The 15,052-nt window shown below is 36.5% G+C and carries 22 protein-coding genes; all 22 read right to left on the bottom strand.

The features are described from left to right. Positions 1-47: 47 nt before the first annotated feature. The 22 genes from F4V43_RS02335 to F4V43_RS02430 all read right to left on the bottom strand — a co-directional run bounded on the left by F4V43_RS02335 (position 48) and on the right by F4V43_RS02430 (position 15,032). Positions 48-1,067 carry a hypothetical protein gene (locus F4V43_RS02335; RefSeq protein WP_150456634.1) on the bottom strand — a complete coding sequence of 340 codons (1,020 nt, stop codon included), beginning with the start codon at positions 1,065-1,067 and terminating at the stop codon, positions 48-50. Further along, entirely contained in the window at positions 1,054-1,440 is a 387-nt protein-coding gene (locus F4V43_RS02340; RefSeq protein ID WP_150456635.1) for a hypothetical protein, read from the bottom strand. The genes F4V43_RS02335 and F4V43_RS02340 overlap by 14 nt, the downstream gene beginning before the upstream one ends. A 5-nt stretch (positions 1,441-1,445) precedes the next feature. Further along, positions 1,446-1,649, bottom strand: a complete 204-nt coding sequence (locus F4V43_RS02345; RefSeq protein WP_150456636.1) for a hypothetical protein — start codon at positions 1,647-1,649, stop codon at positions 1,446-1,448. Between the two features lie 208 nt (positions 1,650-1,857). After that, positions 1,858-2,253 (bottom strand): hypothetical protein, encoded by a 396-nt coding sequence (locus tag F4V43_RS02350; protein WP_150456637.1) that lies wholly within the window; start codon positions 2,251-2,253, stop codon positions 1,858-1,860. Positions 2,254-2,436: 183 nt separating this feature from the next. After that, complete coding sequence (locus tag F4V43_RS02355; protein ID WP_150456638.1) at positions 2,437-3,525, bottom strand: acyltransferase family protein; 1,089 nt, start codon at positions 3,523-3,525, stop codon at positions 2,437-2,439. Positions 3,526-3,763: 238 nt separating this feature from the next. After that, the gene (locus F4V43_RS02360; protein WP_150456639.1) at positions 3,764-4,195 is read right to left on the bottom strand and encodes a hypothetical protein; all 432 of its coding nucleotides are present in this window, start codon (positions 4,193-4,195) and stop codon (positions 3,764-3,766) included. A gap of 119 nt (positions 4,196-4,314) precedes the next feature. Continuing rightward, positions 4,315-4,647 carry a hypothetical protein gene (locus tag F4V43_RS02365; protein ID WP_150456640.1) on the bottom strand — a complete coding sequence of 111 codons (333 nt, stop codon included), beginning with the start codon at positions 4,645-4,647 and terminating at the stop codon, positions 4,315-4,317. Positions 4,648-4,677: 30 nt separating this feature from the next. Then, positions 4,678-5,268, bottom strand: coding sequence for a hypothetical protein (locus tag F4V43_RS02370; protein WP_150456641.1), 591 nt, complete (start codon positions 5,266-5,268; stop codon positions 4,678-4,680). Positions 5,269-5,396: 128 nt separating this feature from the next. Continuing rightward, positions 5,397-6,104, bottom strand: a complete 708-nt coding sequence (locus F4V43_RS02375) for a hypothetical protein (RefSeq protein WP_150456642.1) — start codon at positions 6,102-6,104, stop codon at positions 5,397-5,399. Between the two features lie 295 nt (positions 6,105-6,399). Then, positions 6,400-6,597, bottom strand: a complete 198-nt coding sequence (locus F4V43_RS02380) for a hypothetical protein (protein WP_150456643.1) — start codon at positions 6,595-6,597, stop codon at positions 6,400-6,402. Between the two features lie 35 nt (positions 6,598-6,632). Continuing rightward, the gene (locus tag F4V43_RS02385; protein WP_150456644.1) at positions 6,633-6,959 is read right to left on the bottom strand and encodes a hypothetical protein; all 327 of its coding nucleotides are present in this window, start codon (positions 6,957-6,959) and stop codon (positions 6,633-6,635) included. Positions 6,960-7,424: 465 nt separating this feature from the next. Next, positions 7,425-7,673, bottom strand: coding sequence for a hypothetical protein (locus F4V43_RS02390; RefSeq protein WP_150456645.1), 249 nt, complete (start codon positions 7,671-7,673; stop codon positions 7,425-7,427). A 246-nt stretch (positions 7,674-7,919) separates the two neighbouring features. Then, positions 7,920-8,147, bottom strand: a complete 228-nt coding sequence (locus tag F4V43_RS02395) for a hypothetical protein (protein WP_150456646.1) — start codon at positions 8,145-8,147, stop codon at positions 7,920-7,922. Positions 8,148-8,211: 64 nt separating this feature from the next. Beyond that, positions 8,212-8,361 carry a hypothetical protein gene (locus tag F4V43_RS19605; RefSeq protein ID WP_191089445.1) on the bottom strand — a complete coding sequence of 50 codons (150 nt, stop codon included), beginning with the start codon at positions 8,359-8,361 and terminating at the stop codon, positions 8,212-8,214. 87 nt (positions 8,362-8,448) lie between these two features. Next, positions 8,449-8,580, bottom strand: coding sequence for a hypothetical protein (locus tag F4V43_RS19955; protein ID WP_263406087.1), 132 nt, complete (start codon positions 8,578-8,580; stop codon positions 8,449-8,451). Between the two features lie 33 nt (positions 8,581-8,613). Beyond that, a complete protein-coding gene (locus F4V43_RS02400; RefSeq protein WP_150456647.1) occupies positions 8,614-8,835 on the bottom strand; it encodes a hypothetical protein in 222 nt (73 codons plus the stop codon). Positions 8,836-8,995: 160 nt separating this feature from the next. Next, positions 8,996-9,280: a hypothetical protein gene (locus F4V43_RS02405; protein WP_150456648.1), complete on the bottom strand. Its 285-nt coding sequence runs from the start codon at positions 9,278-9,280 to the stop codon at positions 8,996-8,998. Between the two features lie 78 nt (positions 9,281-9,358). Further along, a complete protein-coding gene (locus F4V43_RS02410; RefSeq protein WP_150456649.1) occupies positions 9,359-9,658 on the bottom strand; it encodes a DUF4258 domain-containing protein in 300 nt (99 codons plus the stop codon). Positions 9,659-9,742: 84 nt separating this feature from the next. Then, the gene (locus tag F4V43_RS02415; protein ID WP_150456650.1) at positions 9,743-10,105 is read right to left on the bottom strand and encodes a hypothetical protein; all 363 of its coding nucleotides are present in this window, start codon (positions 10,103-10,105) and stop codon (positions 9,743-9,745) included. 101 nt (positions 10,106-10,206) lie between these two features. Then, on the bottom strand, positions 10,207-12,168 hold the full coding sequence (locus tag F4V43_RS02420) for an LPD29 domain-containing protein (protein WP_150456651.1): 1,962 nt from the start codon (positions 12,166-12,168) through the stop codon (positions 10,207-10,209). Between the two features lie 111 nt (positions 12,169-12,279). After that, positions 12,280-12,783 (bottom strand): hypothetical protein, encoded by a 504-nt coding sequence (locus F4V43_RS02425; RefSeq protein ID WP_150456652.1) that lies wholly within the window; start codon positions 12,781-12,783, stop codon positions 12,280-12,282. Between the two features lie 1,628 nt (positions 12,784-14,411). Further along, complete coding sequence (locus tag F4V43_RS02430) at positions 14,412-15,032, bottom strand: hypothetical protein (RefSeq protein WP_150456653.1); 621 nt, start codon at positions 15,030-15,032, stop codon at positions 14,412-14,414. Positions 15,033-15,052: the final 20 nt, after the last annotated feature.

Genomic DNA, 15,052 nt, shown 5'->3' on the forward strand with positions numbered 1-15,052 from the left:
TTTATTCTGGGGCCACAATTCATCTGTGACCCCAACTGAACTATTCATTATTCGCTCCGTTGAGTACTCATATACTCTTCATAAAGCTTTTGGAGGCCGTTAATCCGTCCGTTGATACTATCTTTTTTTGTTGTGCCTCCCTTAGACCATCTACGATATGCATCATCTCGTTTGTTGTTATTGACATAATGCTGCAAAAACGGACGAACATTTTCATTGAAATTGTTATTGATGATGAAGCAGGTTACAACTGGGATGAACACCTTTGTCATAAACTTGGCGTACTCTGGCAATGTGTTTTCAATAAAATCAAAAGCTCGTGATACTTTATCAAAAATGTCCTCATCAACTTTAGTTTTTACGAACAAATCAGTAATGTTTGCCGTTCCATAATCTTTGACTTCGTACCGGCCAACTAATGCCAATGCTTGAAATACAGACATTTGCGGCTCTGACTTTCTAACACTTCCGTCAGCAAAATGAGCAACATTCGTAAACAGCGGATGCCCATTTACTTTTTGCTGGACGAATTCACTTGTTTCCGGCTTCGCGCGAACGATTGCTAGGTGAGAATTACTCATTTTCGCCCCCTTGTTAAGACGATCAACGAGTTTTCTTGAGACTTCCGCCTTATCTTCTCCTTCTTCCAATTCAACCGGACGGATAGCAATTGAAAATGAATTAAATTCTTCTTTTAAAATTTCAGGAAAATCCGAAAACTTCAGCCCTGAGATATCATATTCTTCCCCATCGGCTTCCAAAATAAATGGTTCTACGTTTCCCAATTTATATCCATCATTTTTAAAAGAGTGTAAATATGTAGCCCGTTGTCCACCATCAACAGTATCATATACATTTAACTCTTTGTCACCCACGATTCGCTTTTCTTTAATTGCTGTTAACTCTGGGATAAAAAACGTAAATACAGAATCAATTATTGTTGTGGCGTCCGCATCCGTCCATTGTCCAGAGGGGCGCTGATAGGGATTATCAAAAACAATGGTACCCTTGTCAATCATAGTACACATCTGTTTAACGTTTGTATTAAAGGGACTAACTCTTTTCATTATTTAACCCCCTTTCATCAGCCCCAATTATAGTAAAAAGCACAGTAACTTTATTCAGATATTCCTCTTTAAATTCGGTGACTTTTTTCCCACCAACAGTTATTTGACCATCTAAGAAACGAAGAATTGCATTAATGCGTTTTACTCCGTCCATTACCATTAGACTTGAATTTTCACCCACAGTTGTTGTTGTAAAAGTAAAATCCTTATCTGCCTCAAGATTGTAGAGTAGTGTTCCTACATAAATAGATTGCTCGTCTTCTGTTCCATAATCATCAACTATTTGAAGTGAATTCGAATAGTCAATTCCTAACTGCGTATAAACCTTTGAAAAATTAGTCAATGAAACGGTTTTAATATCAACAATACTCATTGTCGCTACCTCCACTCATAATTGTGTTTTAATTCGTCTAACTCAATACCTAATACCTTGGCAATTCTTAAGAGTTCTTTACCAGTAAATCGATCTGTTGCAATTTTGTCTAGAAAGGTTTTATATTTTATATTGGCCTTCTCGGCCACCCAAGCTTTTATAAAACCCTTTTCTTTTATTATATCTGAAATGTAATTCCCAAGATGCAATTAGTATCACCCCCTCATTTTTTACCTATATTTTAGTACTAATACACTGAAATTTCAGACAAAAGAATAAAATAAAATTCCATAAAAGTAACATTTCAAGCTAATCAATATTATGTGTTGCTCTCTTTTTCATACCTAAATATTACCACTGTATCACTCATAAGTCAATAATTATTTTTGCTTTAAAAGCTACTGACTGCTTTGCTTTTCAGCATCGAATCACAATCGTTTCTCCGTCCTGTTTGCGAATAGTCGCCTGAAACACTCCATTAATACATTCAACTAATTCTAATGCAGATCCCTGGTACCAAAACAAATAATCCTCTAAAACTTCACTGAATTTAACCGGCACACCATCAGGACGGAACCCAGACTTAACGAGGTAACTTTCATCATCAAAATCCGTCTCATATTCTTCAAACCATACGAACCGGCCTTGTTGCATGACAAAAGTAGCCTTAGTATCGGATGGTACATAACCGGCAGCTAGGAAGTAATCTATAGTGTTGTAATCTGCCAATTCTCCTTCTTGCCCATTTTTGACTATATATAGACCACCGTCATCCATTAACTGAATCTTTACTTCCTCGACTACTTTCGTCATAATACTTGCCCCCTATCTCCTACGTTACATCGTAGATTATGGTTCAATAGTAACACAAACACTTGTTCTTATAAAGCGATATTTTTCACTCTTTTAAGTCAATTGTGATTGTTGTCCATTAAACATACAAAAAGAGCACAACCGTATCGTTTACGATTGAGCCCTTTTTGTATTTCTAAACGTTTAGGAAGCTTTCTGAATGGAAACATCAGCGAGTGAGTTTTTACTTTTACCAAATCTAATTAGCTTTCTTATAGGTTCTTCATAGTATCTAAATGATAAAGATGCTAACCCAATCGTCACGATTAAAGAAAGAGAATAATCCAACCAACTAATTAGATTCAACTCATCTATATAATTTAGTACTAGAGCATGCAATATGTAAAATGAGAAACTAATCTCCCCCAAAAAGACTAGAAATCTGTGTGATAACATTTTTGAAATTACTCCCCCTCCATATGCAAAAATGAAAATCATTAATCCCCATACTGGTACATAATATTGACCCTTCATGTTTGGCAAGTTTATATGTCCTGCCAATAATACAAATAACACTAATAAAGCCAAACTTGTAAACTCTAATAAAGTCATATATTTAGATTTTAATTTTATTCCCCTTTCTGATAATTCAATAAAAACATTCCCCAATATCATACCAAATACAAATTCAAAGATTCGCGTGAAAGGAAGGAAATTAAGAATCCACACATAAAAAATATTATCTTGTGTTAATATCAGATTGAAAGTGAATAAAGCCGCCCATGATAAAAAAACTATAGTTACGACTTTCTTTGCATTTCTAGTGAAACTTATTTTTGAAAAAAAGAACATAATAAACGGAAACATAAAATAGAAAAATGCTTCCGCCGACAGTGTCCAAGATACATTATTGAAATTAAACCAGATCCCCGAACTCGGAACATAACCCTGAAGCAACAGTAAATTAATTCCAGAAACAATTACCAGTTTAATGCTATATAATCCATCTGGATGAAAAGTAGATAGAAATAATGGCAACGAGAGAAAGAAAGTGAGTAAATGCATAGGATAAATCTTAGCAAATCTTGCTTTATAGAATTTTTTTACATATTCTTTTTCTAAAGTTCTAAACTTGTTGCTGTAATTATAGGTAAGTATAAAGCCTGAAAGAATAAAAAAGAATTGTACTCCAGCATGTCCAAAACCAGCATTAACGAAAAATGCAACACCAGTATGAAACAAAAAAACCATGAGAGCAGCAATAAATCTAAATGAAGTAAGAGGCTTTAACATCATTCTATCTCCTTTTCGTTCTTAATAGTGAACAGTATATATTGAATATACTATATTTAGGTATTATGTTCCATATAAATATTACAAAAAACACTTGATAAAAGTATTTGTTATGCTATTATAGAGTTGTAAGCAGATAGAATGTTTGTCTCCATCATTTAAGATGGTGTGGATTAAAATAAGCTAAATTTTTTCCTTAATAAAAAAGCCCGAAGGTACCCGCCTTCGAGCTTTTTTATTATTCCGGCAATACCCCTTCTTGCTCTGACGTTGCGATTATTTTTTGCAGATCCTCAAATCGTTTAGCTCCCTCCGCCTTTAACCATTCCAACTGTTTGAAGACCATATTATAATCCTCTCTAATAAACGCTTTATTTAATAGTAAAGCCTGTTCCTCATGCTGTTTCTTTTCTTTATCATCTGGCTGCGCCGCGCCAATGGCCCGCATAACACCAGGAAGCGCATCAAAGCGTTTAAGCCCATCCTTGATTACAAACCCAATGAGTCTATCCAGTAATTGATCATCCCCGGCACGAAGTGCGCGCTCTATGTTCTGCATTGTTTTTTCGTGTTCTTCCTTCCACTCGTTGATCCATAGGAGAGCAAGCTCCTTTCTCCGCTCTGGAGAACTTGCTTTGTTTAATTTTTGGCCGATTGATAATCTCCCCATGTTAATTCCTCCTAAATATATTATGAAGATATGATATCAATTAAATGGAAATAATGCCATGACAAAATTGAGATTTCCGTATGCCTCAGTTTTGTCATGGCATTATTTCCTAGTTACATTTATTTAACTTCCTGAACCAGCGTCTTCTCCGCCAACTCCTTCAGGCGGCGGAATCGAGTGCCCTCCAACATCCGATCATTTCCAGATTTAAGGATGGCATCCAAAGCCTCTTCGTCCGATACCGTCTCGGCCCAATCGCGCTGTCCGTCCCACTGTGTACCGTGAATTAGTACGTACCTGCCATCACGTAACTGCGTGATGCCCAAGTGCGTACCCAGCCCGCCATCCGACCAGTTGCTACCATTCCAGCCGTCGAGATATTCATTATACTCGACGCGTGCAACCACCGGACCCTGCCGCCATGTATTGTCATACACGTTTACTTTGCTCATATTATAACACTCCCGTATTATTATTTTTATTTAAAGAGTAACAAAAGTAAGGTTACCATATGCACTATCTACATAATAGGCATATTTGAAACCCTTTTTATCCATCAGCACCTTAGCCTTGGCGTCTGACACCTTAATAACACGATCATTATAATAGTAATAACCGCCCAATTCATCCAGTTCCTCCACTGTTTTATTAGTCAATAACACATCGACAGCAGCGTCAATTGTTGTGACTTCTGGTTCGATACTACGCTTTTCAAAAGCCCCCAGTATTTCTCCGAAAGCTGTCGAGCTGCCATTTGAATCACTCCATCGAACCAGCAGACCCCCGGCTTGAAGCTTAATGATTTCAAGCTTTCTGCCGCTTGTGGGAGTGATAATATCCACTTCTCTTCTTTCAAAGTGAACACTTGCGGGGATATCCGCATAAGGTTCTTCCGCCCATTTTAGAATCTGCATGTATTCATCAAATAACGGCTGACAATCGCCGTTAACGGCGCTCAAAATATATTCGGGAGTAATATCCCGAAGAGAAGCGAAAGTCGAAGAAAACATCGAGAACAGTTTGATAAATTCTTCGGAATCAACCATCGCTGAAATCTCTGTAATCTTATTCATTATATTATCTCCTTCAGCCCGTCATCTTAATGTGACTGCGGCAATTAATAGCTTGGTAGCCATGTCCCTCGGGCTTTCGATGTTTAAAATGCTAATCTCGGAAAGATATACACTCGCAGGAGCCGGGCTTATTGCTGCGAATGGAAAAAGTCCATAATACGTTGATCGTACTGTATGCGTACAGCCATGTACGAACTGCCCGCAAAGGCCAATTCCACAACCATTGAATTTTTTGAGAATTCAATGAGCCGACAGAGCTGATTAATGCTCAGTACATCTTTATCACCGGGACCGTACCACGTTGAAAGTTCTGTGTGTTCAATTAATAATTTTTCACTATCCAGCCAAATAATGTTGGCTGTATAGTAGTGGTCCTCATCATCCCTTTTATTGAGTTCTCTTCGGATTATGTCATCGGCCACTTGTCGGGCGCAACACTCGTGCAAAGCGTATGCCAGCCCAATATTTTTAAGGAAGAGAGCCGCTTCTCTGCTTTCAAATGTTAGATTGATATCGTCGTAATCGACGACCTCCACCCAATCGGGGTTTCCTAAAAGGTCCCCCATTACTGAAGCGATTTGTATCTTACCGCCTCCCACATCTTTCGCAATATAACGGCTTTTATTCTTAACGGCCTCATCATAACTGGTGGCCTTAAGCTTTTTCAAAAACATTTTGTATTGCGAGTACGTAAATACATACCCGTCGTCACCATACAAATCCGAGTCCAATTCTCGGAACCCTTCTTTTTCTAAATCCTCCCGCTGATACTGGTTTAAAACCTTGACCACAATCCATTCTTCACAATCCTTTTGAAATTTTACCATTTGCTCCATTTCATATCCTCCTTCAGTTTCCGCCTTGTCGCGTATTTATATTTGTATTAATATACTTGTATTAATATCCTTAAAATAAGCATTTTATATAACTTGCCATTCTTCAATGATCATCTCATTCATGTGCATTTTTTGTTTATCTTGTTCGGCTGCCTCTCTGGATGAGTAAATGCTATACAAGGTTTTATTATCATCATCGTAGTAGTATTCAAGCATGTAGAATAAGCAATATACTTTCACAGTACTCCTCCTATGTATTTTTATCTTTAAATGAAACAAGAATTTTATCAACTTTTTATAATACGTAAGTTCTCTGTTCCTCAACTTCTTTAAGAATAAACCCTTGCTTTTTATCACTCTCAGCGGCTGATTCACAATATGCAGACACTCCCCAAAAACGGTTTGGGTAGGTTGTGTTATTATCAGGCGAATAAATTTCATAATACTTTACTACTCCATTGTGATGATTGCAAATCCCCATGCATTCTTTCATTTATAGCACTCCTTTAAATTTTTATTTTAATAAAATCACTCTTTTACCAACAAATTGCGAATTACTTTATCTAAAAAATATTTTTTGTTTGGTCTAATTTCTTGATTCAATGTTACAGGTACTTCAATTATCTTCCCTGTTCCTTCGAGTCCCATTTTGACTACTCCATAATTGGTCTTTTCCATAAATACCGTTCCAATTTCCTTCGTTGGATCATCGCTCATCACATGCACTAAAGCAGCATCGCCTCCTTTGAATGGAGCCTTTAACCACAACCAGTATACTCGACCATCGGAGAGTTTGTAATAATCGTAATCCCCTCCATTTGCTGCCCTGTATTCTTTGATTGTAACTCTGCTCATGTGATATCCTCCAAACTTAATAGAATGAGTATTTGCTGTGTTTTATGTATCTCTCTTATGTATATAATTATACAGCATCGCTTTATATTTGTCAAATATATTATTATCTTTGTATTAAAAAAGAGCGATTATTATTCGCTCTTTTCTCACTTATGATGATTATTAAGAAAGCTAAGTGCATCTTTACCTTTTAGTACTCTACATTCTCCAGTACATATGCCGCATGTACTTTTATTTTTATACAATCCATATTCAATCGCGTAACCATCCTTATAGACAAAAACAGAATAAACACTTTCTCCTTTATATATTACCGGCCTAACTGCTTTATCTAACAGTTTTCTTTCTAGTTCTCTTCTTCTCTCCACAACACAGCGGCCATGTACCGCTGGTTTCCCTAGCTCCCATTCTACCGTATCGCCTATATTAATATGCTTAAAACAATACGGACACGTACTAGCGAACTTAGACTGTATGAGCATGTGGGACAATTAGATCAACAGATATAGAGATGGGGAAGTGCGGAAAACATCTATTCCAACGACTAATAAAATTCATCTTATCCTCTTCGGATGCCTCTACAACGGTATACAGACGATGTGGAGCCATCGCCCATCTAAATACACCATTTGTTAGGCAGTGTTTTCCTTCAGGGTCTTGTACAATAGCTCCAGACCAATTATCCGTTTTAATCCAGTTTTTGATAATGTACATATAAACAACTCCTTATTATTTTTGTATAATAGAAACGCTACACTTTATCAATAGTCCTACAGCAGCCAGGACCAATAGGACTACCATAATGAATTTTGCTCCTGCTGAAAAAGTAGGAGAACATGTTATAAAGAGAAAGAGTGAAAGAAAAACAAGTCCAATTCCCCACATCGGAATGAATATTGTGTTGTCATTGTCGTTATGCTTCATTTGTTTCACTCCTTATGAAATCTTGCTTTTATTAAATTATTGCTCAATAAAATAGCTTGTTGAGAAATAGTCAAAACTAACAATTTTTTCGCCAACTTTTAAACGAAACCCATCCGTTAATCCATTGAATTGAGTAAAGCCCAGAAAATCAACTTTGATTGCATTCTTTCCATTTGACGATTCCCATCCCATGCAGAATTCATCTCTCATGTCTTCTTGTATGTTTCTAGGGACGTTGTTATATCTTACATTGAGATTCTTCATTTGTATTCGCCCTCTTTTTTTGAATAAAATTATCATTTTAAGGGGAGTTGTCTCCCCTGTTTGCTCATCTTCCTTGATAATCTTTCAGATCCCATTCAGATATTTTCGGCCATCCTTCCCAACCGAAATACTGACCATTTCTTTTTGGGAGTTCTGCATTCAGTATTTCATCGATTGTTGCGTTTTCTTTCTTCAAAAGTTCTTCCCATGTCATATGTATTACCTCCGCTTCATTTGATACATTTATTATACATCGGTAATTTTGTTTTGTCAATAATATTATTATATTTGTACTTTTTAATCATCCCACCCATTGGATAAGCACCATGAACCAAACCACAACACAAACGGCAAGAATAATCTTATATTTTGCTGTCCATTGGACCATAGCGACATTATCCTGTTGTTCTTTTTCTTGGATTCTCATTCCCATGTCATTCGCCACCTTTTTTTATTTTTGTATATACTAGATACTAACACGGATCTCGACAGTATTCCCGCAATATGTTACAACGTCTGTTTTGCAACAAGTACAGAGTTCTAACACCTTCATATTGTCCCCTGTTGTTTTAAGAACTAGAGAACCGTCTTTTTTAATAATTTTTATTATTTTTTTACTCTTACTTTTCTTCTTCATCTCTTCGTCGTGCCTTACGGCCTGTTTAATAGTTTGCTCTGTAATAGTCATCTGTAACATCTCCTTTGTTATATGCGTTATGTATTGCTTAGCCTCAATTGAATATTAACATAAAATAATTATATTTGCAATATGAATATGACTCTAAATACAAAATGTTCACTCAAAATTAGAGTGAACTATGTTAATCAATTATAAATTAACCCCTCTCTTATTCCTCTTCCTTTTTACTTGTTAAAAGATTAATCAAATTTACTGCATATTCCTCTAAAAATATCCGAATCTGTTCACTCACCTCCTGCTCGGAGTCAATTGCACCGGCTTTATAAGCTTCAGCCGTTCCCGTCAAATCCTCAAGAGCCAGATCAGTAATACTTTTATATCGGTCTTTATTTGCGTCTGTGAATGCGTTGTTGATTACACTGGACTTATATTGACGGTCGGTAAGCAGCGTAGCGGAAATGACTTCGTTTTTCTGTATTTTATTCTTAGGCATTTCTTAGTCTCCTTTGCGGGTCCAGATTGTTATACTCATTATACGCTAAACTTGAAAATAAAAGCACGGCCAGCAACATTAATAAACCGTAATAATCGACATATATGTATTGTCTCTGCTGTAATTTCTAATTGAGATAACAACATGACGTTTATTATAGCCCTCTACAACATATTTAAATTCTCTTTTGGTGGCATCCCATTCCGCTCTAATCGACTTGGGGTTCTTCAGAATAAACAACATCCGATCCTCGGTAAAGTTGCGGTCACGTTGCCGTAGGCGCTGAAGCGCATGAGTGGTAAATCTGTATTGTGCTTGCTTAGCAAGTTTAGGAATAAGTTTTAAGAGTTCATCATCTGGTATAGGTTTTTTATACATAAAAAACACCTCCCATATAACTATCTTTAGTTATATTATACAGGAGGATGTGCTGTATTTCAAGTATATGTTATTATTTTTGTATTAATTGTAGATTGTTTGATAGAACTCCTCATACAACTCTTTGTTAAAAAATCCAACGGCTTCAACGAAGTCATGAAGTCGATTTTTATATTCTCTTTGTTTGTCAAGATCATTCTGTTCAATGACCCACTTCAAAAAGCCCATATATTTATTAAAATCATTCCTGATTTCATTGTCTGACATTACAACATTTCTTTCATAGTCTGCGGCGACTGACTTTTCAGTTTCGTATTCATCATTTTTAACGCCGAAAGCTTTGCAAATGGTTGCACTCTGAACCATAACGCGCAAGCTTTGCTCTCTGCTGTGCAGTGTTTGAAACATCAATTCTTTAACTTTTTTCATAAGGATAACATTGTTCATTTTAACCGCTCCTTTTATATGAAGTGATTAACTTCTTGATAAAAGTATATCATAATCAAGAGCGGTTTACAACATATATTTATAATATTATTATTTTTGTATTAAACTGCTGTACTATTTTGCTGGTCCTTATTTACTAGATACAGGACAAAGCGCTTTGCATCGGTCAGCGTGTCCGTTGTTTTAAGATTTGATTCAATCTCTCTTCCGTCAAGCGTGAACACTCTAAAGCATCCCCAGGCTTTAGCGATCATGTATTGTTTGTAGATATATACCCGTTTAGTTTCGGTATATCCTGCAACGGTTATAGGTAGTTTATCCGTTTTAAATTGTGCTGAATCAATGTCAGTAATGGAGTTAATTTGATTCTGAATTGCTTGCCGCTCGTCTTTATATATATCACGTTTAGCACGGTCAACGGCCTGTTTCATGTAATCGGTTATTTCAATTGATTCTTTCATGAGTTTATCAATTCTATCCATTTTTTTATTATAGTGGTTTACGTTAACGCCTCCTCTGCCGGTCACGGCAATATTCGGGGTCGCCGCTTTAGCAGTGAGATAGGCAATTTTGTTGGCATGGTATTTCTTTTTAAAGGATTGAAGAGCCTTTTTGAGATAGTAAATAATTCGTTGGTTGTCTGTAGTATTGCAGATATTACTAACCGTTTCGTTCCAACTTGTGAAATAGTCTTGTATTTCCTTTGTTCTGTCCTTTTCTTCGCGCCGAAAAATCCAATTTGAATCATGTTCCCGCCGCTGAAGTTCTTTACTGATTGTATATGTGTCGATATCGTTGATATTAATATCTGGGTACGTGTAAGGCTCTGCACTGCCTTGTGGGGACTCTGTAGGCTCTAAGGAGTTAGCAAAAGCAATAGTATTAGTTGACTGCTTAGCGTACCACATTTTTTGCGGCTTAGACCATCTAAAGCCGTTTGACTTAAGTTGTGCGATCATCTCAGGCGATGGTATAGAGGCGAAGCGGATTTCTACACCGTTGCGCTCGGCGTTTAGCGTAATGGAGACAGTTTCAGGAGTGGACGCAGAAACAGCGTTATAAACCGGCTCGGCTGCTTCTGTGGCTGTCTCGTTGGCTGTGGGCGCTTCTGTTTGTTCTTCTTCTCCCTTTCCCTTTTTATCGGGATCAGAAGAAGAAGAAACGTCATCAAACATGTAAATAGCAAGGATATGTTTAACTTCTGCCGTTTTTTCATCGTCCATTTTATAGACAGAGGTTAACATATTTTTATATTCGTCCTCTGACCATTGAAACGGCCTTTTTAGGCCAGCAATAGACATATAAAAGTTATAAACATGATTGCCGAGTGGGTTAGTATCATTAATATGGCTCTTAGATACGTCTATGCGGCCATCATGAGTGCGGCCATCCGCCCAGGTGATAATAAAGGCTGTTTTGCTGTAACCTTCCTTATATTCGCGCTCGTAGGCGATGCGCTTAATGATTGCGTTCGCTTCGGCAAAAGTGGAGACTGTGGTATTTTCGGCAATTACGGAAGATTCAGCCCAAAGGAATGTAATGGATTGAACTGGGATTTGTGCAGATTGTACAGGCTCAGGATTGACAGGCTCGGCGGAAACAGTGGTAACCGTTTCAGCTTCTGCGGTCTGTTCTGCTACTTCCATAATTTCAGACGTAACCGCTTCTTCTGCCTCCATTTCGGGAGTAGCGGCATTCTGCTCCTCCCAGATTTGCTTAACCGTTTCGCCAAATTTGCGATTGTAGTACATTTTATTTTCAGGAAGCAGATAAAATCCCGGCATACGGGATTCAACTTCAGCGGTAAATTCTGGCGAATATTCGACGTTGCAGAAAACATATGTATTTGCACCGGACAGGATTTCGCCCGTGTGATGATCGTACGATACATTTTTATATTTATCTGTAATGGCCTCAACAGCGGCCACGGAAGGAAGATCCGTCCAGGAAACGTTAATAGCACAACCGGCCGAAGAACGAACCGAGAACTTTGTAAGCGGGAAAGCTTCCTTAAGTGCTTGGCGAAGTGCTTGAGCGGTCAGTGCGATTTGAGTTTTTGCCATTTTGAAAACCTCCTATGAATAATTACTGTTTATTAACTCTATAATTCATTATAACACAATACCGTTTAAATAACAACATTATTATTATTTTTGCACTTATTAATTGTGGTATTAATATACCTTTATCAATACTTCAGCGTTAACAATCACTATTTCCCCTTCATCAAGCGAGTCAATGAAGGTATTGTCAGCTTGATAGCCAGCGACAATATAAAGGTGTTTACACGGAAAATAATCATATACTGTTTTATGAGACATGAAATCCAAGTATGAAGGAATATGATAATTATTTTCACACTTCAAATCCCATACGGACGTTCCAGCCATTAAAGCAGAATTGTTATATTCTTCAGATCCGTATGCAGGGAAATCACGTTCATCAACGCGTTCGATATTATGCCGTGAGCAATCACAAATTTCTCCGGGTTGGCGGTCTTTGTCCTCAAAACGGAATCCGATATATTCATAACTTTGATAGTTGTTAAGAGGAGATGAAATGTTTTCATCATAAAATGTGCGGCAAAATGCGAAGAAGTCAAGAATATTTGTGTCTTTTGTTGGAAGTGGAAGCGAAGAAATGAGTGAAGATGTATTGGATACGTTAAGAGTAGACATATTAATAACCTCCTATTAGTCTCATTTGTTATATATATTATACCTTGTATTTAATTACTTGTATATAATTATTTTTGTGCTAATATTGGAGAGAATTATTCTCTCTTTTGCTTCCTTGACACAAAAGCATATACAAGGCCAGAAAGGGAAATAAGAATAGATAAGGATACAAAGATAATATTAAGCGGCGTAAGAGTCATATATATAGTTGTGATAATGGATGTAAGGAGTAAAAGGACAAAAGTGAAGATTGTCATTTTAGACATGGGATCATCTCCTAATTAATTTTTTAGAAAAAGGATAATTAAACGTTGCATAAAATCATAATACGTGTTATATAATACGTAAGGGATTCAAGAAAGCCCTGTGAAAGCAGCTCTCTTGAATGGAGGCTTTAACGCTGGTGTTTATCCTTTCGCCGAGGATAGACACCTTTTTCATGTTGTAATGATTCTAGTTGTAAGCGTTCAGCCTGTTCCTTCCTTGACTCTCTCCTATCTTTTCTAATATTAAGAATAAGATTAGGAATACCAAGAGCGAAAGTCAGAAGGAAAGTGATTAAAGGAAGGTTATCCTTTAGGAGTCTCATGCTATCACCTCCTTTCCCTTACAAGAATATTATAACATAATAGACTGATTGTGTATATAGGAATGAGGTTAATATTATTATATTTGTGTTAATTAATGTGGCTGAATTGTGTATGATTGAATGTGATTAATAAATAGTTGGATATAGTTGGTTAATGCAAAAATGAAATAGAGTTTCATAGAGTGAAACTATGACAGCGATTTATGTCACTTCGTTATGGAATCGAATATGCGGATTTACGTCACTGGTACATGTGACACAAGGTAAAAATTTAAAATTAAATGTGCATATATGAAAATTTTTTTGAGAATTCAGCATAAAACTATTGACATTTTAGATGTTCTATGGATCATATAGCACCTATCCTAGATGGTATCTAACTATACTAATGTACCATCTATAGGGGGGTATTTTACATCAAAAATTAACTTTTATTTCCATATTATACCCCTAGCACTTCCACTCCCACACTCAACTCAATTTTCACCTCCCTCTAATTTTTATCAAAATCCTCTCCCCCTCCCCATCACTTAAATAAGTCATATTTCCTCTTCATTTCCCCTAATTGTTATCGTAATTGCTATCGTCACACACGATAAAAACTCAACTCCCATCTACACTTTTTCTCTCACTCTTATTTACGCTATCTCAACTTTTGCTCAATTTCATGTACAATTTGACCTAAAACACCTTGCTACGTCTACACTTTTACGATAGCACCTCAACGACAACAGAATTCTCTCGCTCATCTTCTCAATTTGCTATCTATATCAATCCTATTCATTAAGAATTTTTCCCTTGATTTGTCTACCTTTTCTCTACCTTTTTCCCCTTCCCATACATGTTCATTACATCACTTTTACAAATTGTTATCGTCTCAATTTTTTATCACACGATAACAATTCAACACCTATCCATACCGGGGGATATATAAACACAAAAAAGGCAGCATCCATTCAACCTGGATACTACCCTGATATTTTAAACAAATAAAAAGGCGTCCAGATATAAATTCTGAACACCAATTTATTCGTATGTATTAATTCAATAAATCTCTTTCTTCAACATTATTCCCCTTATATTTGTTTTCAATGTAGTTTTCCACAATGCTCTCCATCGTCAACTTATCTTCTTGTTTCAATTCAATTTCAAACTTTTTGATTGCGTTCCATCTAGACTCTTTGTAATATCTATAATCGGCAAGCGAAAGTCCTTTAATGTATTTGATTGCTGATTCAAATTTAATTTTTGGCGTCTCGTCATATCCACAAGCATTTTCATTCACCATATGTCTATAAATGGACCACAACCCTTTGATTACCTTATTCCATTCCTTATAAAAATCTGCACCTTTGGAATAGTCAATTTCGTATGATGGGAAAAGGATCTTAGTTATTAATGTTGCTCTCTGGTGCATTTCTTTTCGGATAGACTTTTTTTGACCTGTTGTTACTCTGTCATCCTGTCTATATTCATTATAAAAGTCAATCATAAAATTCCCAATTGCTTTAACTTGACTAGTATTATGGCGCATCTCATCCCGTAAATTTTTAACCTCATCCAATGTTGAGAGTGAAGATTGTAGCGCGATTTTAAGCGCTGTATGCATAGATTCAAACTCGTCGTCACCATTAGGATTAATCGCAATTACATTACTCATTATTTATTATCTCCTTTGTT

The sequence above is a fragment of the Paenibacillus spiritus genome (assembly GCF_008710135.1).
In the GTDB taxonomy this organism is placed as follows: Bacteria; Bacillota; Bacilli; order Paenibacillales; family Paenibacillaceae; genus Paenibacillus_AQ; species Paenibacillus_AQ glufosinatiresistens.